22 protein-coding genes are annotated in these 20,415 nt (G+C 60.5%); 10 read left to right on the top strand and 12 right to left on the bottom strand.

Going from position 1 to position 20,415, the window contains the following annotated elements; genetic code table 11:
* The 4 genes from NMA52_RS14860 to NMA52_RS14845 form a co-directional block, all read right to left on the bottom strand.
* Complete coding sequence (locus NMA52_RS14860) at positions 1-732, bottom strand: S24 family peptidase (RefSeq protein WP_254828484.1); 732 nt, start codon at positions 730-732, stop codon at positions 1-3.
* A gap of 200 nt (positions 733-932) precedes the next feature.
* Entirely contained in the window at positions 933-1,679 is a 747-nt protein-coding gene (locus NMA52_RS14855) for an enoyl-CoA hydratase-related protein (RefSeq protein ID WP_254828483.1), read from the bottom strand.
* A 9-nt stretch (positions 1,680-1,688) separates the two neighbouring features.
* A complete protein-coding gene (locus NMA52_RS14850) occupies positions 1,689-2,486 on the bottom strand; it encodes an SDR family oxidoreductase (protein ID WP_254828482.1) in 798 nt (265 codons plus the stop codon).
* 51 nt (positions 2,487-2,537) lie between these two features.
* The gene (locus NMA52_RS14845; protein ID WP_254828481.1) at positions 2,538-3,512 is read right to left on the bottom strand and encodes a nitronate monooxygenase family protein; all 975 of its coding nucleotides are present in this window, start codon (positions 3,510-3,512) and stop codon (positions 2,538-2,540) included.
* 87 nt (positions 3,513-3,599) lie between these two features.
* On the opposite strand from NMA52_RS14845, the gene NMA52_RS14840 reads away from it, so the two are divergent.
* From NMA52_RS14840 to NMA52_RS14830, 3 genes are all read left to right on the top strand, one after another.
* A complete protein-coding gene (locus NMA52_RS14840) occupies positions 3,600-6,992 on the top strand; it encodes a DEAD/DEAH box helicase (protein ID WP_254828480.1) in 3,393 nt (1,130 codons plus the stop codon).
* A 57-nt stretch (positions 6,993-7,049) separates the two neighbouring features.
* Entirely contained in the window at positions 7,050-8,420 is a 1,371-nt protein-coding gene (locus NMA52_RS14835; RefSeq protein WP_254828479.1) for a hypothetical protein, read from the top strand.
* Between the two features lie 74 nt (positions 8,421-8,494).
* The gene (locus NMA52_RS14830; protein WP_254828478.1) at positions 8,495-9,406 is read left to right on the top strand and encodes a transcription antitermination protein NusB; all 912 of its coding nucleotides are present in this window, start codon (positions 8,495-8,497) and stop codon (positions 9,404-9,406) included.
* 26 nt (positions 9,407-9,432) lie between these two features.
* Here the strand turns inward: NMA52_RS14830 and arfB are convergent, their stop codons facing one another.
* From arfB to NMA52_RS14815, 3 genes are all read right to left on the bottom strand, one after another.
* Positions 9,433-9,834 carry an alternative ribosome rescue aminoacyl-tRNA hydrolase ArfB gene (arfB, locus tag NMA52_RS14825; protein ID WP_371930976.1) on the bottom strand — a complete coding sequence of 134 codons (402 nt, stop codon included), beginning with the start codon at positions 9,832-9,834 and terminating at the stop codon, positions 9,433-9,435.
* Entirely contained in the window at positions 9,831-10,526 is a 696-nt protein-coding gene (locus NMA52_RS14820) for a metallophosphoesterase family protein (protein WP_254828477.1), read from the bottom strand. Before NMA52_RS14820 ends, arfB begins: the two co-directional genes overlap by 4 nt.
* A 109-nt stretch (positions 10,527-10,635) precedes the next feature.
* Positions 10,636-11,148 (bottom strand): DUF1573 domain-containing protein, encoded by a 513-nt coding sequence (locus tag NMA52_RS14815; protein ID WP_254828476.1) that lies wholly within the window; start codon positions 11,146-11,148, stop codon positions 10,636-10,638.
* Between the two features lie 112 nt (positions 11,149-11,260).
* On the opposite strand from NMA52_RS14815, the gene NMA52_RS14810 reads away from it, so the two are divergent.
* Entirely contained in the window at positions 11,261-11,965 is a 705-nt protein-coding gene (locus tag NMA52_RS14810) for a YjjG family noncanonical pyrimidine nucleotidase (RefSeq protein WP_254828475.1), read from the top strand.
* Between the two features lie 28 nt (positions 11,966-11,993).
* Here NMA52_RS14810 and NMA52_RS14805 read toward each other — a convergent pair whose 3' ends face one another.
* Complete coding sequence (locus NMA52_RS14805) at positions 11,994-12,563, bottom strand: ferritin-like domain-containing protein (RefSeq protein ID WP_254828474.1); 570 nt, start codon at positions 12,561-12,563, stop codon at positions 11,994-11,996.
* A gap of 176 nt (positions 12,564-12,739) precedes the next feature.
* Here NMA52_RS14805 and NMA52_RS14800 point away from each other — a divergent pair, with 176 nt between their 5' ends.
* Genes NMA52_RS14800 through NMA52_RS14790 form a run of 3 tightly spaced genes read left to right on the top strand, consistent with a single transcriptional unit; the run spans position 12,740 to position 15,581 of the window.
* Positions 12,740-13,561 carry a type 1 glutamine amidotransferase gene (locus NMA52_RS14800; protein ID WP_254828473.1) on the top strand — a complete coding sequence of 274 codons (822 nt, stop codon included), beginning with the start codon at positions 12,740-12,742 and terminating at the stop codon, positions 13,559-13,561.
* Positions 13,558-14,673, top strand: a complete 1,116-nt coding sequence (locus tag NMA52_RS14795; protein WP_254828472.1) for an NAD(P)/FAD-dependent oxidoreductase — start codon at positions 13,558-13,560, stop codon at positions 14,671-14,673. The genes NMA52_RS14800 and NMA52_RS14795 overlap by 4 nt, the downstream gene beginning before the upstream one ends.
* A 44-nt stretch (positions 14,674-14,717) precedes the next feature.
* The gene (locus NMA52_RS14790; protein WP_254828471.1) at positions 14,718-15,581 is read left to right on the top strand and encodes an SDR family oxidoreductase; all 864 of its coding nucleotides are present in this window, start codon (positions 14,718-14,720) and stop codon (positions 15,579-15,581) included.
* Here NMA52_RS14790 and NMA52_RS14785 read toward each other — a convergent pair.
* Together NMA52_RS14785 and xseB are read right to left on the bottom strand one after the other, a co-directional pair.
* Positions 15,556-16,386 (bottom strand): SDR family NAD(P)-dependent oxidoreductase, encoded by an 831-nt coding sequence (locus tag NMA52_RS14785; RefSeq protein ID WP_254828470.1) that lies wholly within the window; start codon positions 16,384-16,386, stop codon positions 15,556-15,558. The two genes, NMA52_RS14790 and NMA52_RS14785, sit on opposite strands and share 26 nt — an antisense overlap.
* Before the next feature lie 6 nt (positions 16,387-16,392).
* The gene (xseB, locus tag NMA52_RS14780) at positions 16,393-16,578 is read right to left on the bottom strand and encodes an exodeoxyribonuclease VII small subunit (protein ID WP_254828469.1); all 186 of its coding nucleotides are present in this window, start codon (positions 16,576-16,578) and stop codon (positions 16,393-16,395) included.
* 119 nt (positions 16,579-16,697) lie between these two features.
* Here xseB and NMA52_RS14775 point away from each other — a divergent pair, with 119 nt between their 5' ends.
* On the top strand, positions 16,698-17,366 hold the full coding sequence (locus tag NMA52_RS14775; RefSeq protein ID WP_254828468.1) for a hypothetical protein: 669 nt from the start codon (positions 16,698-16,700) through the stop codon (positions 17,364-17,366).
* On the opposite strand, the gene NMA52_RS14770 is transcribed toward NMA52_RS14775, so the two are convergent.
* A complete protein-coding gene (locus tag NMA52_RS14770; RefSeq protein WP_254828467.1) occupies positions 17,367-17,711 on the bottom strand; it encodes a hypothetical protein in 345 nt (114 codons plus the stop codon).
* A 49-nt stretch (positions 17,712-17,760) separates the two neighbouring features.
* On the opposite strand from NMA52_RS14770, the gene NMA52_RS14765 reads away from it, so the two are divergent.
* Together NMA52_RS14765 and NMA52_RS14760 are read left to right on the top strand one after the other, a co-directional pair.
* A complete protein-coding gene (locus NMA52_RS14765) occupies positions 17,761-18,375 on the top strand; it encodes an outer membrane beta-barrel protein (protein WP_254828466.1) in 615 nt (204 codons plus the stop codon).
* Positions 18,376-18,532: 157 nt separating this feature from the next.
* On the top strand, positions 18,533-19,474 hold the full coding sequence (locus NMA52_RS14760) for a hypothetical protein (protein WP_254828465.1): 942 nt from the start codon (positions 18,533-18,535) through the stop codon (positions 19,472-19,474).
* Here NMA52_RS14760 and NMA52_RS14755 read toward each other — a convergent pair.
* Positions 19,434-20,366 carry a DUF3137 domain-containing protein gene (locus NMA52_RS14755; RefSeq protein ID WP_254828464.1) on the bottom strand — a complete coding sequence of 311 codons (933 nt, stop codon included), beginning with the start codon at positions 20,364-20,366 and terminating at the stop codon, positions 19,434-19,436. The genes NMA52_RS14760 and NMA52_RS14755 overlap by 41 nt on opposite strands.
* Positions 20,367-20,415 lie beyond the last annotated feature (49 nt).

Below are 20,415 nucleotides of genomic sequence, written 5' to 3'. Positions count from 1 at the left end.
CTACAGTTCGCTGATGCGACGCTGTACTTCGTACAGACGCGTATTCTTGTCTACTTCTTCCACCCAGGGGTCATGCTCCAGGTAGTTGGCTGAAATCAGCTTCAGGGAGTGGATACGCCCCTTACCGTCCTTGATGGGTTGTACGTACTTCACCCAGAGACTTCCCTTCGCGCGCACGGCGTAGATCTTATTCTCCTTGATCTCGTGTACTCCGGCGATCTGCCGGCAGATGATCACGTCTCCGTCGTTGATGACCGGCTCCATGGAGTTGCCGTTGATCGGGAAGGCTACGAAGCCGTCGCCGAACAGATCGGGCAGACTGAAGAACTGGGCTTCCTCGCGGATGAAGCTGTCGCTGTCGACGCTGGCACCGGCAAAAGCTTCCGTGGAGGTGAAAAGAATGTTTTGTTTGGTTTCCTTTCCGTCGACATCATTGGCCGTGGGCAGGTCCATCCCGAAGGGCGTACCCGTACCCTCCAGCAGGTAGGTCGTGTTTACCCCGTATTCGCTGCACACCCGCCGGGCTTGCTCGTAGTTGATGCAACGCTTATCCTTGGGGTTGAGGTAAGCCCGGATGATGTGGCCGTAGGAACGATTGTTGAGAATGCGCTTGGCGAAGTCACCAAGCCCACGCCCGTTGCGGTCGTTCTTGATGATCTCCCCGCGATCTTCCAGAATCTGGAAAACCTCGATGAAGCGATCATTCAGTTCGCGGCGGTCGGTGGTAATCATGTTTCAGTATCAGTTTATTCAGGGTCAAATTAAAACATTTTCAAACAGCCGCGCAAGTTTTCCCTCAGTTTTCTTAAATATTTGTAGGTTTTACCGCCTGTTCGGGTGAAATTGTTTGAGCTGCCCCCGCTTCAGTACCGCCAACTCGCGCTCCGTAGGGTGTTTTCCCTTTCGCATGCGGCACCCCGTTTGGTGAGAAACTACTTCCGATCCCTTGGCATCATCACTCCCGCGCTGTACCCCGCTACGTACTCCAGCCCCTCCGCCAGGCTATGGTCGCGCTGGTGCAAGAGGTTTCGTTTAATCCCCGTAATGATCCGGGGCGGTTTGGCGGCAATGGCATCCGCGATCTGCCCGACGTGGTAGTTCAGTTGTTTTTCGCTCGCCAGTACCTCATTGACCAGCCCGATGCGGTGGGCCTCCTTACCGTCAACCCGGCGGGCCGTAAAGGCCAGTTCAGCCGCTATACCCGGTGATACGATGCGGGGCAGACGTTGCAGGGTGCCCAGGTCGGCCACGATACCCAGATCCACTTCCTTTACCGAAAAATAGGCGTCCTTAGTAGCGTACCGGATGTCGCAGGCCGTCATGATGTCCACGCCACCGCCGATACACCCCCCATGGATGGCGGCGATGACCGGCTTACGGCACCGCTCGATGGCCGTAATACAGTCCTGCAGGTTGGCGATAAAGTCCAACAACAGCTGTTCGATCTCCTCCGGCGTCCCGGTCAGGCTCCGTTGCATTTCGCCCAGCACGCTCAGGTCGATGCCCGCGCAGAAGTGCTTGCCGCGCCCCCTCAGGATAACCACGTGCACCGATTCGTCCGCATCCGCCCGCGCGAAGGCCGTCCGCATGGCTTCCCAGCCGGCCAGGTCGAGCGCGTTCGCTTTTTCGGGGCGATCGAAGGTGAGGGTGGCGATGTGTTCGTTTACCGCGTATTCCATAGCGTTGATTTATCGACGAAAAGCGTCGACCAGCCGCATCCGGTCACCGTGCAGATGATCCATGCCGTCGACGTATAGGGTGGTTCCGCTGGTGTAGCTGGAGAGCGGACTGGCCAGGAACAGTACGGCATTAGCCACCTCCTCCACCGTACCGTGGCGTTGCATGAGGTTGTCCTCCCGCATTCGGTCCAGCAGGGCCCGCACGGGTTCGGCGTAGGTATCCAGTCCGGAAGAGATGATGGTACCCGGTGCCACCGAATTGACCCGCACGTGGTAGCGAGCCCATTCCTGCGCCAGGCTCTTCGTGAGGTTCTCTACTCCCGCGCGCGCCGCCCCCGTATGGGCCATCCCGGGAAAACCGCGCAGCATATTGACGATGATGTTGACAATATTTCCTTCCTTTTGCGGAATAAAAAAGCGCTCCGCCATGATCCGGCTGACGTAAAAGGTCCCGTTCAGATTAGTATTGATGACCGCATTCCAACCCTTATCGGTAAGCTGCCGGGCGAGGGCGGGAAATTGGCCGCCGGCGTTGTTGACCAGTAGATCCAGTCGGCCGAATTCGGTGTGAATCAGGTCGGCCAGGGCCTCCACTTCCTCGCTGTTACGTATGTCGCAGGGGCGGGCCACGCAGGTGCCGTATTCGGACAGGGCAGCCGCGGCTGCAGCCAAGGGTTCTGGCTTCCTCGCGCAAATGCATACCCGGGCTCCGAGCTTCAGCAGTGCCTCGGCAGTGCCGAACCCGATGCCGGAACGGCCGCCGGTAACCAGCGCGGTTTTACCGGCAAAAAGATCGGGAGCGTACATGAGTGAATTCTAAATTGAAAATTGAAAATTTTAAATTTTAAATTGGATATTTCAAATTGAAAATTTGAGAGCTCGCTGAGACTGTTCCCGCAGCGCTTCCTTCAACTCGCGTTTCAGGCGATCGATGAGTTCGGCCGCGGGCGGATTGTCGTCGATGGTCGCCACGCCGTGGCCGGCGCTCCAGAGATTTTTCCAGGCCTTGGCTTCGTGTTCGGCCCCGAAGTCGGCCTTGCCCTTCTGGTCCCACATGTCTTTGGTAATCCCGGCGGCTTCGAGGCTGCCCACCATCCAGTTGGCCGGAATGCCGGAAACGGAAGCGGTGTAAACGATCTCCCGCGAACCCGAGCTCATGATCATCTCCTTATACGCCTCGTCGGCAACGGCCTCCCGGGTGGCGATGAACCGCGTACCCATGTAGGCCAGATCGGCACCCATCTGCAGTGCGGTGGCAATGTCCCGACCGGTACTGAGCCCGCCCGCCAGCAGGATGACCCCGTCGAACATTTTACGGATTTCGGCAACGAAGGGAATCGGATTGAGCGTCCCCGCGTGCCCGCCCGCCCCGGCACAAACCAGGATGAGTCCGTCCACGCCGGCATCGATGGCCTTCTGCGCATGGTAGGTATTGGTGACGTCGTGGAAGACCCGTCCGCCGTAACTGTGAACCGCGTCCACGACCTCCCGCGCGGCCCCGAGCGAGGTGATGACGACCGGTACCCGCTGGCGGACGATTACCTCCAGATCGGCCTGGACCCGCGGGTTGGTCTTATGTACGATGAGGTTGACGCCGTAGGCCGACAGCGGCTTACCACGTTCGCCACCCTCGGTCCGTATCGCTTCCTTTATGTCCACGACCCATTGCTCGAATCCCTCCGTACTCCGGTTGTTGAGCGCGGGAAAGGTCCCCAGTACTCCGTTCCTACAGGACTCGAGCACGAGGTGGGGTTGCGAAATGATGAACATGGGAGACACCACCACCGGAATATCCAGGTGGAGCTCGGAGAGTATTTCTGTACGACGATTCATTTCCGCAAAGTAGCGAATTTTCGCTGATCGACGTGCGTGGAGTCCATTTCACCGATGTGCCCGCGGTCGGCTCACTATCTTTCCGCCATGAGCGTATCTCCCCGACAGCAAGCCCTCAGCGACCACTTCTACCGGCGGACCCGGCGGGTGGCCCGGAGCGACGAGATGACCGATTCCCAGCGGGCGGACGCACTCCGCCGCATCATCCTCGAGCTGTTCGAGCGCGCGACCGAGGAGGATTTGCTACACTTCAGCACCGTGTACGCACGCATCACCTACGCCGCCCATAAGTACGGACTGCCGCGGGAGCTTGTAGCCCAGGAACGACTCTTCCGTCGCCACCGGAGCCCGGAGGAGGATCCCGGTGCGCTGAAGATGCGGGTCCGTATCGGCATGCGCCTGGCGACGGAGCTCAATGCTCAGCTATTCGGTACCACGGTGCCGGAGGAGATGGGGCCCTATCTGGACGTCGAATTCCCCCCCTACCGCCCGCCGGAAGTAAAGCGGCATTACTATCAGTTGCGGGTGCTGGCGCTGGAGATCGATGCCGCGGAAGAACTTCTCTACGTTCGACGGGAGGATCGACCCGAGCAGGTATACGTCATTCCCTACGGGGAGGCCGAACTGGCGGACTCCCTCGTCCGGGGGGCGGTAGATATACTGGAAAAGGTCAGCGGCCCCTTCGTGCTGCTCAATCTGCTGAATGCCCAGCTGCGGGAGGGCAACCGCATTTTTCCCACCCAAATCGTGATCGAGCCCGATTTTCTGGTCAACGTGACGGACGTGGCCGGCTGCTTCGGTAGTGGTACGGCCTTTCAGCCCTGGACATCCTTGCCCAAACGACTACTCCCCTTCGAAAAGCGGCCGCCCCTGGTGCGGGGAAACATCGTCAACAGCTTCCTGGACGTACTGATCCATACCCCCCAGGCGCGGTTCCGGGAGGTGCTGCCCACCATCTTCGAGATGCAACCCCTCGAACTCTGTCTGTTCAACGATCAGGAGGTGCGGACCCTGATCGAAGAACTGCAACACCACTTCCTGACGGTCAAGAAATTCGTGGAGCAGCTGCTGCCCGAGCTCGACATCGACCGGGAAACGGTCATGCTGGAACCTACATTTCTAAGTCCCAGTTACGGGCTGCAGGGGCGTCTGGATTTGCTCCAGTCGCAGCGCGACTCCGAGGAGGCCACCACGTCGATCGTGGAGCTCAAGACGAGCAAGATCTACCAGCCCAACCGTCACGGAATCCGCAGCGACAACTTCATCCAGACCCTGCTGTACGACCTCATGATCAACCGGGCACTCGGTCGGGAGGCGAACGTCAGGTCGTACATTCTGTACAGCGTCGACTACAACAACCCCATCCGCTACGCGCCCCCCGAATTCAACCGCCAGATGGAGGCCATTGCCGCGCGGAATCAGCTGGTCGGGATCGAAATGTTGCTGGCCCGCCTCGGTGAGGATGACCTGCGCCGGCAGACCGATGCGCTGCTGGCCCGCATCGAGCCGGACCGACTGGGCCCCCTGGGAAGTTTTACCGAGCGCGATCACCGGACGGTGCTTTCCACTTACGGCCGGCTGGACGATCTCGAACGACGGTACTTCGGCGCCTTCCTCGGCTTCGTGGCCCGCGAACAACGGCTGGCTAAGGTCGGAGAGCAGAAAACCGACCACGTTAACGGCCTGGCCAGCCTCTGGCTCGACGAGCGCGACGACAAGATCGACCGCTTCGAACTGCTCGACGGGCTGACCTTCGAGCACTACGACGCGGAGGAAAACATTCTGACCCTGCGGCGCCCCGCCGAAGACGGCAACCTGGTCAAGTTTCGCCAGGGGGACATCATTGCTCTCTACGGTACCCAGACGCAACGGACGCGGCCCGGCGACGCGGTAAAGGCACAAATCTTCAAGTCCACCATCATGGATGTCCGGGAATCCAGCGTGCTCCTGCGTCCCCGCAACCCCCAACTGAACGACGGGGTGTTCCGGCGCAAGCCATACTGGAGCATCGAAAAAGACGTGCTGGACAGCAGTTTCAAGAACCACTACCTGGGACTGTACCTGTGGGCGCAGGCCGACACCGATCTGCGCCGCCGCTGGTTGGGTCTCCTCCCTCCCCGGCAAGCGCCCCCCTACCCCGAACCGATTTCCCGGGAACTAACCGACGAGCAGGACCGCATTCTGCGTCGGATCATTACCGCGCCCGACTACTTCCTGCTGTGGGGGCCGCCCGGCACCGGAAAGACGAGCAAAATGCTTCACCACCTGGTCCGCCACCTGCTCGAACACACGGAGGAAAACATTCTGCTGGTCGCCTATACGAACCGGGCCGTGGACGAAATTTGCGAGAGCATCGAACGCATCACCGATGCCGACGGAAATCCCTTCCGCGACTACCTGCGCATCGGCAGCCGGCTGGGAACGTCTCTCCGCTACGAAGACCGCTTACTACAGATCAGAAGCAAGCGCCTGCGCCGGCGCAAAGAGCTGCGGCAACTCATCGACGACTGTCGGATCGTCGTGGGTACGGTCTCCAGCGTGGGGGGAAAGGACGAGCTCTTCAAGTTGAAGGCTTTCGACCGCATCGTGGTAGATGAGGCCAGCCAGATCCTGGAGCCCCTGCTCGGGGGGATCCTGCCGCGGGCGCCCCGGTGTCTGCTCATCGGCGACCACCGGCAGCTGCCCGCCGTCGTTCAGCAGGGAGAGGCGGGGACCCGGGTCCGGGATCCGCAGCTGCGCGATCTCGGGCTTACCGATCTGGGGACGAGTCTGTTCGAGCGCCTCTACCTCACGGCGCGGGACAGGAATTGGTCGTGGGCCTTCGACCAGCTGCGCTACCAGGGCCGCATGCACCGCGACATCATGGCCTTTCCCGCTCTTCATTTTTACGGCGGTGGACTGGAGATCCTGCCGGACAGTATCGGCTATCACCTCCGGCAGCTTGCCCCCATCGCGGCGGGCATTCCCGGTGACGAACTACAACGTACGCTCCGCACGCAACGACTGGTATTTCTATCGACTCCCGTGGACGACGCGACGCCGGATCCGAAAGTGAACCGTCACGAAGCGGAAATGCTCGTCCGGCTCGTCAGGGCCTTCACGGCCCTCTACGCAACTACCGAGCGGCCGGTGCGGCCGGGGGACATCGGCATCATTACCCCCTACCGCGCGCAGATCGCCTACATCCGGAAGTTGCTGCAGCAGGAGGGGTACCCACCCGACGACTTCACGGTGGATACCGTAGAACGCTACCAGGGGAGCGCCAAGCGTATCGTGCTGATGTCGCTTTGCGCCAACGATACGACCCAGCTGCAACGCCTTTCGCGGGTGAGTGAAGAGGGGGTCGACCGGAAGCTCAACGTGGCGATGACCCGGGCCCGGGACCACCTCGTTCTCGTGGGGTGCAGCGAGATACTGCGGCAAAACGAGATTTACGCCGCCCTGCTGGACCACGCCCAATTGAGGCCCGCGACCGCTTAACACTACGTTGACAACCCCTGCGTTAGTCGGTTGTATTTTAGCCGTATAATATTGCCCATGACGCTTACTACCCTCCTGATCTACATTTCGATCGCGGCACTGTCCCTGACGGCGCTCACCCACTTTTTCCTCCGGGCGACGCGTAATATTTTCATGTCGGCGTTGCAGAACTTCGCGGGGGCCCTGTTCCTTTTTTCGGGCTACGTGAAGGCGATCGACCCCCTGGGCACGGCCTTTAAAATGGAGCAATACTTCGCCGAATTCGCCGCGACGGCGGAGGGGGCCGGAGCGGGATTTCTGGCGCCGGTCTTTCCGTGGCTGAGTAACCTTTCGGTGGGCTTCTCGGTCTTTATGATCGTCCTGGAGATCATGCTCGGGCTGATGCTCATCGTGGGGGCCCGCCCGAAGCTTACCGCCGGGCTCTTCTTCGGCATCGTGGCCTTCTTTACGGTTCTGACCGGCTTTACCTACCTCACGGGTTACGTGCCCGCCGGCGTCAATTTCTTCGCCTTCGGTGACTGGGGTCCCTACGCGGAATCGAATATGAAGGTCACGGATTGTGGATGTTTCGGCGATTTTCTGAAGCTGGAACCCCGGGTGAGCTTTCTCAAGGATGTCTTTCTGCTGGTACCCGCCCTCTTCTTCCTCCTAGCTCCGGGGAAGATGCACCAATTGTTTTCCGCGGGCACGCGTGCGGGAGCGGTCCTTCTCACCGGAGCAATCGCCCTTGGCTACTGCCTGAGCAATTTCGTGTGGGACATTCCCGGCCAGGACTTTCGTCCGTTCAAGATCGGCACCGACGTGGCCGCCGTAAAGCAAGCCGAGGAGGAAGCCGCCGGCTCGGTGGAAGTGCTGGGCTATACTCTTACGAACAAGCAGGACGGAAGCGTCGTGGAGATGAGCACCGCGGACTTTCTTAAAGTCTACAAGGACTACCCCGAAGCGGATTGGACATACGAGACGTATTCCTCGGAGCCCGCCATCGAAGCTACCAAGATCAGCGACTTCGAGGTGAGCGACGCCGATGGCAACGACATCGTACCGGAATTGCTCACCGACCCCGGGTACACTTTCATAATCGTGGCCTATACCCTGAAGGGTGAACCGGGCAACTGGAACGCGGATTACGTAGAGAAGTGGCGGGATGACATCCAGCCCGTCGTAGAGCAGGCCCAGGCGGCCGGTCACACGGTGATGGCCATGACGAAGTTCGCCGACGATGCTTACCTGGCGGACTTCAGCAAAGCCGTTGGGGCTAACTATCCATTCTACCGGGGTGACGACATTCTGCTGAAAACGATTATCCGGTCCAATCCCGGCGTGGTGCTGATGAAGCAGGGAGTTATCGTGAACAAGTGGCACCACAAGCGCCTGCCCCCCTTCGACAACATTGCGCAAAAGGATATTTTAGCGGCCTCCGGGCAGTAGTCGGTCTTTTTTCGTTGCTTTGCGGGGCAGATCGGGTAGTTCCACCCCTGCGAAATTGAAAACCGGACCCTATTATGCTGAGTCGCCGCAACGTTCGCATCAAGATCATGCAGGTTCTCTACGCCGCCCAGCGACAGGAGCGCAGCGACCTGCGGGCCATCCGCAGCCACTACGCGCTTATGGTCAAGCGGTCCTTCGAGCTTTACCTGCAAAATTTGCTCATTCTGCACCGGGTCTGTGAATACGCCAAGCAGGACCTCGCGACGCGCAACGCCAAATTGCGCCCCACGGCCGAAGACCGGTCCTTCCGCGCTACCCTGGCTACGAACCCGGCGGTTCGGTCCCTCAGCGACAATAAGGAGCTAAGCCGGCTCTACGATCGTTACCGGATCCGGTCGCTGATTGACGCCGACCAAATCAAACAGTTGTACCGGGATTTTCTGACCACGGAGGCTTACGCTACGTACAACGCCGCGGAGGATCCCGATCACCGGCAGACCATCACCCTGCTCCTCGCCCTCTATAAGTGGCTGCAGGGGCAGGAGCTTTTTCTCACCATGGTCGAGGATCATTTCCCCCTCTGGGACGAAGACAAAAGCCTGGTCATCGGGGCCATCAAGAAAACCATCAAGGCCCTGCCGGTCGACGAAGATTTTGCCCGGGATTACGAGAGTAGCTCGGAAGCCGTGAGTGAATTCGGGGACGTATTGCTGAAGTTCGTGGTCGACACCGACGAGCAACTACTCGAACGCATCAAATCCGTCCTGCAGAACTGGGACGCCGAGCGGGTAGCGATCATCGACATGATCCTGCTCAAAATGGCCATCGCCGAATTTTTGGAATTTGATTCCATTCCCCCCCAGGTTACGCTCAATGAGTATCTGGACATTTCCAAGCTTTACAGTACCGACAAGAGTAAAGAGTTCCTGAACGGCGTCCTGGACAAATTGCTGAAGGAATTACAGGCGGAGGGCTTAGTGCGTTAGGCGTCCGCCCGCGGTCAGTGCGGATCCTACCAATCGACCTTGCCCCGCCCGGCTTTCTTCTCCCCGCGACGCTTCTTCTTCTCCAGTCGCTTGCGGTGATTCGCCTGGAAGGCTCCGGCCTTACGCTTTTTGGGCGGGTTACGGATGCCCCGCTCGAGGAGCTGCCGTAGACCGTCGAGGGCGCGCCGGCGGTTCGTGTGCTGCGACCGATCGGACTGATCCGTAACCGAGAGCCGCCCGCGGCCATCGAGGCGATTACCGAGGTGGAAGCGCACGTTGTCCTTTTCCCGGCGGCTCAGGCCCTGGCTGGCATCGACGTCGAGGACGATCTCCACGCGGCTTTCGGTCTTATTGACGTGCTGACCGCCGGCGCCGGACGAGCGGGACGTCCGCAACTCCAGTTCGCGTTCGATCACTTCCCAATTCATCGGTCCAGATTAGGCACGAAGGTAAAGGTACGCTCATCCAGGTTCAGGGCGCAGAGGTGGCCCATACCCGGTTTGACGTGAAAGCAACCGGCGTCAATATCGAATACGGGATACGCCCGGCGGCGCGGATGCATCTGGGCCTCCACTTGTGCTTTGGTGAGGGGCGTGTGCCCGTGTACGATCTTGCGGTCACCCAGCCAGTCGTAGTCTATGTGCCGGTACCAGTTGCGGCGGTTGAGCATCGCTTTCTTGCCCTTCAGGGGGTTCTTCCGGCGGAAGTTGAGTCCGGCATGCACGAGTACGTAATCGTCCAGTAGGTAATAGTACGGGAGTTCGTTGAGCCAGAAGATGTGCAGCGGATTGATCGCTCCCAGGGGGTTACCGGCCTTGATGTAGCTCTTGCGGGTGCTGGCTGCTCCAGCGCTCCGCCAGGTATTGCGCGACCTCTTGTCGCCGATGAGGGCGGCATCGATCATGTACTGATCGTGGTTGCCCCGCAGCGCGTGAATGTTGTACCCCTCCCCCTGCAGCTTGATGATGTAGTCCAGGACCTGGGCGCTGCGTGGTCCCCGGTCTACGAAATCCCCGAGCAGGTAGAGGTGGTCGGTTGTTCCCAGGCTGATCCGGTCTAACAGGGCTTCGAAGGTGCGGGCGCAACCGTGAATGTCGGAAATGGCGAGTCTGCGGGGCATTCGAGAAAATAGGAAAGCGCAAAAGTAGCTTTTACTGCCGTAAGCCGATAAAAAATGCCCCGCCTGCGGCAAGCGGGCGGGGCATAACCACGGTCGTGGAATAAAGTTGTTACTGCATCGAAGCGTTGGGGTCGGCCACTACGGTACCGTCCAGCGAGATGATCGTCTGGGGGGGCGTGGTGTTGGCGGTCACGGTGACCTTCTGCTGGCGTTCGCCAACCTTGTTGCGCGTATCGAAGCGGACGGTGATCTCGCCGGTTTCGCCGGGTGCGATCGGAGCGGTCGGCTTGGAGGGCACGGTACATCCACAGGTTCCACGGGCGTCGGAGACGATCAGGGGTTCGTTACCGGTGTTGGTGAAGGAGTAGGTGTGGGTGATGATCTCCCCCTCGGTCACGGTACCGAAGTTGAACGCGTCCTCGGTGAAGTCCAGGCTGGTGGTGGGGCCGGCGGGGGTAGCGACGCTGGGCTGACCGGGAGCGGCGGCGTTGGGGTTCGCCGGAGCGACCGTTTCGATGTCCTGACGGGCGGCGTCACGGACTTCGTCGTTGCCCTGCTGGCAGGAGAACGTACCGAAGGCCATCACGGTGACGGCGAGGAGGGATAATTTGGATTTGAACATGGCAAGCTGTTTAGTATGCGCAAAGATTACTCTATAAACCGGCTCACCCGGCCAATGCCTCCTAAATTCTTGTTAACGGATTGTCAACGGGATCGCCCGTAATTACCTATCCTTGCCCCTCACCAACAAACTACGGATGTACGAATGGCTACTGTTCGATGCGGACAACACCATCTGGGACTTTGACGCCGCCGAAGCCAGTGCCCTCGAACGCACACTGGTGGAACGCGACCTGGAATGGTCCCAGGAAGTGCTCGGCACCTACCGGCTGATCAACCGGGCGGCCTGGGACGACTACGAGCGCGGGCTGTTGCCAAAAGACCAATTGCGGGACATACGTTTTCGGCGCCTGCTGGAACACTACCGGCACGACCATCCGGCGGAAGCCATGTCCATTAGTTACCGGACCTACCTGGCCGCCAGTAATCATCTCCTGGAGGGCGCGCGGGAAGTGCTCGAGGCGGTCAGCGGGCGCTACCGGCTGGGGCTGGTGACCAACGGACTTACGGAGGTCCAGCGTCCGCGGCTGCTGAATACGGGTATCGAACCCTTCTTTGAGTTCATCGCGATCTCGGACGAGCTGGGCGTGGCTAAACCCCACCGGGCGTTCTTCGACCACGCCCACCGGCAAATGGGCGCACCGGACCCGAAACGCGTACTCGTAATTGGTGATAACCCCAACGCGGACGTGCGGGGCGCCCTGGAGTACGGCTACGACGCCTGCTGGCTCCGGCGACCGGGGGCGGCTAATCGCAAGGGACTGGGAGAGACTTACCGTATCCGGCAGATCGGAGAGCTACTCGACCATCTCGGCTAAGTAACTTTCCGACCCGCCGGCCCGGACCTTATTTCTTCTTTTTGCCGTTCGACTCCGCTTCCTTCTCGGTGTGCAGGAAACCCACGGCCAGGCTATCCTCGCCCAGAAAGTGTTCGCAGTGGTGGGCGCGATCCTCGATCTGGAACAGAAATTCCTCCAGCATCTTCTTGGTTCCGTAGTCCCCGAGCTCGAAGGCCTTCTGGATCGACTTGCGGAACTCCTGCGCCATGGACTTCTCGTTCTCCATATCGGCCTTGATGCCGTCGCGGATACGGAACACTCCCTCCGGTTCCTGGTCGATGTATGACAACTTCACGTAGTTCTCCATGCGGGTGGTGGGGTCATACCCCAGCAGGGTGATCCGCTCCGCTACCGCGTCCGCCTGGGCGTGAATTTCGTTGTAGTTTTCCTCGAGGAACAAGTGAAGGTCGCGGAACTGGGGCCCCTCGACCAGCCAGTGGTGCTTGTGGTACTGGAAGTACTGAATCCAGAGGGCGGCCAGGTGACGGTCGAGGTGTTTGCGCATCTCCGAACACGTCTTTTCGCTCAGGCCAACGGGATTACCTTCGTACTCTTTATGATCTCTTAATTTTTCCATGTGGGTGTTATTTCTTGTGAAAATGTCAACGGGTCGTCCCCTGCATTGTTCGTAGACATACTAGAGCCCTCACTTGCGTCCGTTCTTAGACAAAGGACGAAGTCGACCGCACCGAATCACTGACTTTTCGGTTTGGCAAACGTCTCACTAGTAGTTTCATTAAACCCCCAAAGCCAATGAGCCGCCTCCGACTCGCCATCCTCGACCTGTACAACGGTATTCCCAATCAGGGCATGCGCTGCATCCGCGAAATCGTGGAGCAGTTTTCCGATCGCGTCGAATACGAAGTGTTCGATGTACGGGCAGCTCACCGGATTCCCGACCTCTCTTTCGACATCTACATCAGCTCCGGCGGACCCGGCGATCCCCGGCAGGGCGACGGCGTCTGGGAAGATCTCTGGGGCGACTGGTTCGACGCCGTGCGCGACTTCAACCAGCACAACGAACGCAAAAAATTCGTCTTCTTCATCTGCCACAGCTTCCAGATGGCCGTACACCACCTGGGCCTGGCCGAGGTTACTCAGCGTCGGAGCCTGAGCTTCGGCACCTTCCCGATGCACATCACCGAGGAAGGAGAAGACGATCCCATCTTCCGCGGGCTCGAGGACCCCTTCACGGCCGCCGATTTCCGCCGGTTTCAGGTCATTCAACCCGATATGGATCGTATGCAAGAGATCGGGGCCACCATCCTGGCTATCGAAAAAGACCGGCCCCACGTGGATCTGGAGCGCGCGACCATGGCCATTCGGTGGACACCGGAGATCATCGGCAGTCAGTTTCATCCGGAAGCCGATGCGGAAGGAATGCTCGATCACTTCAGCCGTCCGGAGATCAAAACCGAGGTCATCAACGAGCACGGACTGGATAAATGGGTGAGCCTCATGGCCGACCTCAACAATCCCGATAAGATCGCCCGCACCCACGATGCGGTTATTCCCGGCTTTATCGAGCGGGCCATCGCCGTACTCAGCCCGGCCGAGGAAGTGGCCCAGGGATGATGCTCGACGCCCTGGTGATCGGCGGCGGACAAGCGGGGCTTGCCGCGGCCTACCACCTGCAGCGCCGGAATCTCAATTTTGTTGTTCTGGATGCCCACGTTCGCACCGGTGATTCCTGGCGCCGGCGGTGGGAGGGCTTGCGGCTCTTTAGTCCCCAGCGGTTCAACCGGCTGCCGGGACTGCCCCCGGATCAGGACGACTGGTACCTTCCCACGCGTCGGGAAGTGGCCGACTACCTGGAACATTACGCCCGCCATTTTAACCTACCGATCCACGGCGATCAGCGCGTACGCCGTGTCACTTACGACCGGGGATACCGGGTGGAAACCAATGAGCGCACCTACCACGCCCGCCAGGTGATCGTGGCTACCGGTGCCTACCGCACCCCCCGCATTCCTACGTCGCTGGCGGAGCGGTTTCCCGCCCCGGTCAGCCAGTACCACTCTAGTGAGATCAGGGAATTGGGGGCGGTGGCTGATTCCGGTACGGAAGTCTTGGTGGTGGGGGCCGGAGCCAGCGGACAACAACTGGCGCGGCTGGCGGCGACGGCCGGGGCACAGGTCACGCTCGTGGGACCGCAGGTGCCTAACCTCCCCCGCCGACTACTGGGTCGGGATATATACTGGTGGTTGTACCGCAGCGGCATCATGTCGCTGCGCACGGACCGCATACCCGGCAAGTGGATGCTGGCCGAGGCCGGAGGCGAAGTGACCGTGGGGGAACCGCCGCCGGAGTCGGAAGAGCGCTCGCGCATCCGCAGGCTTACCGGAGAATTGACCGATTACCGCGACGACACCCTCCACTTCAGGAATACCGACGACGGCCCTGACAGCCTTCTCTGGCCCGTCCGCGCCCGTGGCGTGGTGATCTGGTGTACCGGCTTCCGGAACCATTACGACTGGCTCCCCGCCGCCGCCCTGGAACCGGCTTCCCGGCTGCCGACTCACCGCGGCGGGGTAAGCAATTCTCTGGCCGGCCTGTATTTTCTGGGGCTTCCGAATCTGCGCCGACCCAGCTCCAGTTTGCTCGGCGGCGTCGGACGCGACGCGGGAGAAATAGTGGCGATACTGGTGGATCGACACGAAAATGCAGGGGACTGTACCTACCTTTAGCCCGGACGACTTGTCTTTCCCCGAACCCAGCAAACACCCCTCGGATGACCAATGTACCGGATTCCGTAACCGCCGAATGGGCCCTCATTACGGGTGGGAGTCACGGAATCGGACTCGCCCTCGCCCGGGAATGCCTGTCTCAGGGACTGGGGGTCATAGTGGTCGCACTACCCGATCAAGCGCTGGTTGACGCCGAATTCACCCTACGCCCGCTCGCCGGGGGACGGCTGCGCACCTTCGGCATCGACCTCACCGGCTCCGGGGCCATCGATCGGATCATGGACTGGCTGGACGAAGAAGATCTGCGCATCAGTTACCTCATCAACAATGCCGGTTTCGGGCGGGGGGGTCTCTTCGAGCATACCGCCTGGTTGGAGTACCGCAGTATGCTGCAGCTTAACAACCAGGTGATGATCGAGCTGATCTACCGCCTGCTTCCCCAGCTCAAGCTCAGAAGTGGGGGCATCCTCAACATCAGCAGCATGGAGGCTACCCTACCCCTGCCCTATAAGACCGTATACACCGGCACTAAGGCGTTCGTGTACAACTTCTCCCTGGCGCTGCGGGAGGAATTTCGGTACTACGGAGTAAGCGTTTCGGTGCTTTGTCCGGGCCCCGTGATCACTAACGAAGACGGTCTGCGGCGGGTCGAAGCCCAGGGTGCCCGCGCCCGCCTGCTCGTGACCATGCCCGAAGACATCGCGCCGGAGGCAATTCAGGGATTACTGTCGGGACGGGCCGTCATCGTGCCCGGACGCCTCGTCCGTATGCTCATTTTCATCAGCTACCTCACGCCCCGCCCCCTGCGTATGCGTATCCTGGAAAAGTTGTTCAGCCGGTACCGCAGTGACGGTGACCAACCAACGAACAGCGTGCTGCCCGCTAAAAGCGATACGTATAGCTCGTAAGCCGTTCGCTTATTTCCCACAGCTGCCGGGCCTCGTCCTCACTGTAGGAAGAGGAGTACGAGCGTTTGGGTCGTTTTTCGTCCCAGTAGAGCCCCGAGGGCGGCGCAGAGTCGGCGGTCGCCAGAAAAATGCTGGTTGCGGCCCCTTCCGCCGGGGTCTTATTTCCGCTCATCCGCCGACGCACCCGCCACGCCAACCGGTGCAACCAGGTGTTTCCCTTCAGGCCGATGTCCGTCTGCACCAGTCCGGGTTGAACGGCACAAATGGTCGTGGCATCTTCCTTCCGGCGGTCGTATTCGTAGCAGAACAGGATGTTGGCCAGTTTGCTCTGGGCGTAGCTGCGTAAGCCATGGTAATTACCGTCGAGGTTCAGGTTACCGAAGGCCATGCCCTTCACCTGCTTATGACTGTCGCTGGCGACGCAGATGATGCGCCCGTCCGGCAGGAGATGGTCCCGCAGGAGTCCCGTCAGGAGGAAGGGCGCCAGATGGTTCACGACAAAGGTCTTCTCTATGCCTTCGGCCGTGAGTTCCTGCCGGGAGTTCCAGACGCCGGCGTTGTTGATCAGCACGTCCAGCCGCGGGTGATTGGCCCGGACGTTGTCGGCAAGCTGGCGCACGGCGTCGAGGTCGCTCAGGTCGGCGTGCAGGGGCGATACCCGGCCACCCCGGATCTCGGCGGCGGCGGCGCGCGCCTTGGCCAGGGTGCGTCCGTGGAGCAGTACGTGAAATCCTTGCTCGGCCAATCCGCGCGCGGTTTCCAGCCCGATTCCGGCGGTCGCGCCGGTGACGAGGGCAATCTTCATGCAGTCTTAATTTTCGGTAGTCTTCCGGAGCTCGTCCAGTTGCTCCTCCGCCCCCCGCAGTTTGCCGCGGCAGGCGGCGATGAGTTGTTCGGCGCGGGCGACACGGGCGTGCAGCTGATCGATGTCGGCCGGCACTTCCTGGAGCTGGGCCAGTATGGTCTCCAGCTCGGCAACGGCTTCGGCGTAGCTCATGGTGTAATAGGGTTTGGCGCGAATGTACTCCGCATTCGGGGATGAGCGCCGCCGGCACGACCGAATTTAAAGAACATGGTCCCTACCCATCCGTTCCGGTAGGTACAACACAACGTTCCATGATCCGATCATTATTCGCCCTCGCCACCCTACTGATCCTGCTTCCCGTATCCGCCCAGAGCCCCGTCGATGTAGGACGCGGCGGTATGCAGACCACTGCCCCCGAAGCCCGTACCGGTATGGATGAATTCGCCACGCTCTTCGACGAGAGCAATGTCGGCTTCCTCCACATCTACGTCGATCCCGCCGTGGACCCCCTCGAAACCTACCTTCTGCGGGGCGTCGAAATGGGCGAAGCGGAGATCGGGGATTTGCCCGGTGACTTCCTGCGGGACCTGAACGTCCGGAAAGGTAAGATGTACGCCACCATCGCCGTGCAGGGCATCGAGGAAAACCTGTACCTGACCCGCTTCGACGGCCCGACCCGGGACCAGATCGACATGTTCGCTATCCGGGACGGCAAGCTCCTGCACCTCAAAACGCTCGCTTACCTGAATTGCGGTGAACCCGGGAATTGCGCGCAACTCGACAGCTACCTCACGGACGTCAATCTCGACACCACCGCCGACCTGATCCAAATATTCCGCCAGCGCGCCGGAGCCACCGAAGAAAGACAGGTATTCACCATGCCCCGGGAAAGCAGAACGTGGGTGGCGACCGAGAAGCTGGACGTTCCCTGGGAAGGCATCTCCTTCTACGAGCACCCCGGTGCCAACCGCAATCACTAACTATTCTTCTTCCGCCGTCGCAGCAGCCGGTATTCCTACGAACTTCCTCACTCTCCGATACAGCTTGAGGGAAGCCGGACTGAGTTCCGGAGGCAGGTCCGTCGCCCGGTACTGACCGAGAATATCGTACAGAACGTTGATGCGTCCCTCCGTATCGTAGAAGCGGTTCACGATGGCCACCCGCCGCTGCTCTACGAGGCAATAGCCGGAAGTGAAATTTCCCTTTTCGTAACGCACCGTATACCCCAGTTCACCGAGTAAAGTCTCGAGTTTTTTGAGGCTGTGTTTCGTGGTTGGCAGCATGTGCGGGCGCGCGGGAGCGAAGTTGGTTTGGCGGACGCGCAAAAGTAATGGGTGATCTCCGGAAAGCAAGGACGCGACTTACTTTTGCGGCATGCGGCTACTTCTTGCGTGCCTACTGCTCCTTATCACCCCCGTCCTGATGGCCCAAACCTTTCGGGCTTCGGTGCTCACCGGTATCAACCTGAGTCAGGTCGACGGCGATGATCTGCTCGGATTTCACCAACCGGGTTTTAACGGGGGATTGCGGGTCGTGGCTCTGCTCTCCGACAAGTGGCGGGTAGGACCCGAAATTCTGTACAGCCAGCAGGGTGCCCGCCGCAACAAGAACAGCCTCAACGTCAGCGACTTTTACGCTTTCCGCCTACAGACCGTCGAACTGCCCCTGATGGTTTACTACAAGGACTGGCGGCTCACGGCCGAGGGAGGCCTCAGTTACCAACGGCTGATCGATTACCGGATAAGTGACTTTAGGCGGGACGATATCACGGGCAACTTCCCCCTGCGCGACGACCTGCTCGCGATCAAGGTCGGGGTTACCCTGTACCTGACCCCGCGGGTGGGGTTTAACTTCCGGTGGTCCAAACACCTCACCGACCTGCAGGTGGCCGACGAACCCCGGCTGCGGGGCCGTACGATCAGTCTGCGGGCCGTGTATACGCTCGGCTCCGGAGAAGAACTCCCCGCTCCCCCCGCTGTTTCGGAATGAAAGTGGATACCGTAACCCGATCACCGGGTACATTTGCCGGCGCCCTCACGCTTACGGTGGTTTTCCCGGAAGGTTTGCTGCCCTTGTTCCCGCCCGGCTCCCGCGTTCCCGCCGTTTGTACCCCCTTCCGCCGCCGGCGATTATTAACCCCAAAGAAATGACCGACGCCCCACCACACGCCGTAATCGACCTCGGCACCAACACCTTTCACCTGCTCATCGCTTCGGTGGACGAAGCCGATCACGTCGTGGAGGTGTACCGGGAACGGATCTTCGTCAAGCTGGCCAGTGACGGAATCGAAACTATCGGACCGGCCCCCTTCGCGCGCGGGATTGCTGCCCTGACCCACTTTGCCACAGTGATTCGCGAGCATGGCGCCGTTTCGGTGACCGCCATCGGAACCGCCGCCCTGCGCACCGCTACCAACGGGGCCCTGTTCGTCCGCACCGCCGAAGCGGAGTGCGGCATCACCATCCGCCTGATCTCCGGAGATACGGAAGCCGAGCTCATCACGCGGGGCGTACTGGCCGCGCTGCCCCCCCTCACGGACCGTATCCTGATCATGGACATCGGCGGTGGATCTACGGAGTACATTATCGCCTCGGCCGAGGGCGTGCACTGGCGGCGCTCCTTCCCCATCGGCGTGGCGGTCCTGCAACGCGCCTTTCACCACGCCGATCCCATCGGTGAGGACGAGATCCGGCGGCTGGAAGTCTTTCTGGACGAACAGCTGTCTCCCCTCCGGGAGGCCTTGGAGGAATACCCCGCCCACCACCTCGTCGGGGCCGCCGGCACCTTCGACGTGATGGCCGAGGTGCTGCGGGATACGGCCTCCACCCCGGGGCGCCACCACCACGACCTGATGATGACCGGTCTGGAACAACTTCACTTCTCGATCATCTCCTCCACGGCGGAGGGCCGGCTCGCCATTCCCGGCATCCCGCCCGAACGGGTCGACCTCATCGTGGTCGCGATGCTCCTCATTCGTTTTACGATAGACCTGGCGGGTATCCGCAAACTGACCGTAAGTGACTACGCGATGAAGGAAGGTATCCTGCTCAGTGCGTCTGATCGAAATCCTGGATCACCTGCAGCATGAGCGTGATGTCGGTGTAGAATTTCCGGATGAGCTGAAAGGAAACGTTGGAGCGGAAGAAGTGAGGCTCCAACAGGTCGTAACCGTGCTCGAGACCGATGAAGAGATCCTGATCGTGGACGGCGAAGTAGAGGTCGCGCCCTTCCCGCCGGTGAAATTCCAGGAGGGCATCCTGCATGGGTGGCGTAAGTATGCCCGCCACCTTCGTGCCCGGATGGGCGTAGACGGCGAAGGTTTCGCGAAAACCGGGATTGAGGATCTCAATATCGGCCGATCGGCCCCGCGAGCCGATGTAGGCATCAACGGATCGTTTGAGGCGGCGCAGTTTATGCCGGGGCCATACGGCCAGTCTGCCACTGGTCTCCTCGTTGAAGATGGCGTGTACGAACAGTCCGCTGAACACGACCTCCAGGCGGTTGCTGGCCGGACTGATCTCCTGTACGTAGGTCTCCCCCATCTCGAAGGCCATCTCTCCGACGAGTCCGCGGATGTAGTCCTCGGCGCGGTAGCTGTCCGGATGCGGACGGAACAGTCCGCTGCGCTCGAAGCGGTCGCGCAGGATGGGCCGCGTGGCGTTGTATTCCAGCGAACGGAAATTGGGGGCATCGTTGATGAAGTCCAGCAGCAACTGAATGACCGCGGGCTTGAAGGACTGCCGGAAACGCTCGATACGCAGGTAAAGCGAACCGACGTAGAAGGCTACGGGGACGACCAGGATCAGGATCAGAAACCCCAGATCGTACACCAGGAACACGATCCCCACCGTAAAGATCGCCGCCAGCGAAACGGCAATCCCGCGGAGGATGCGCTTGCGGAGGCCCTCCAGTCGCAGCAGCTCCGGGCGGATGGTGGTGTTGTAGTAGAGCCTAAGCTCGTGCAGGCGCGGCGGTATCATCGCGGCGCAAGATAGCGCACGCCCCGCGGCCCGCGACTCCCGGCCCCGT

It is taken from the genome of Lewinella sp. JB7 (assembly GCF_024297185.1).
Classification (GTDB): domain Bacteria; phylum Bacteroidota; class Bacteroidia; order Chitinophagales; family Saprospiraceae; genus Neolewinella.
The sequence above is the reverse complement of the archived record's forward strand: the minus strand, read 5'-3'. Positions and strand labels throughout refer to the sequence as shown.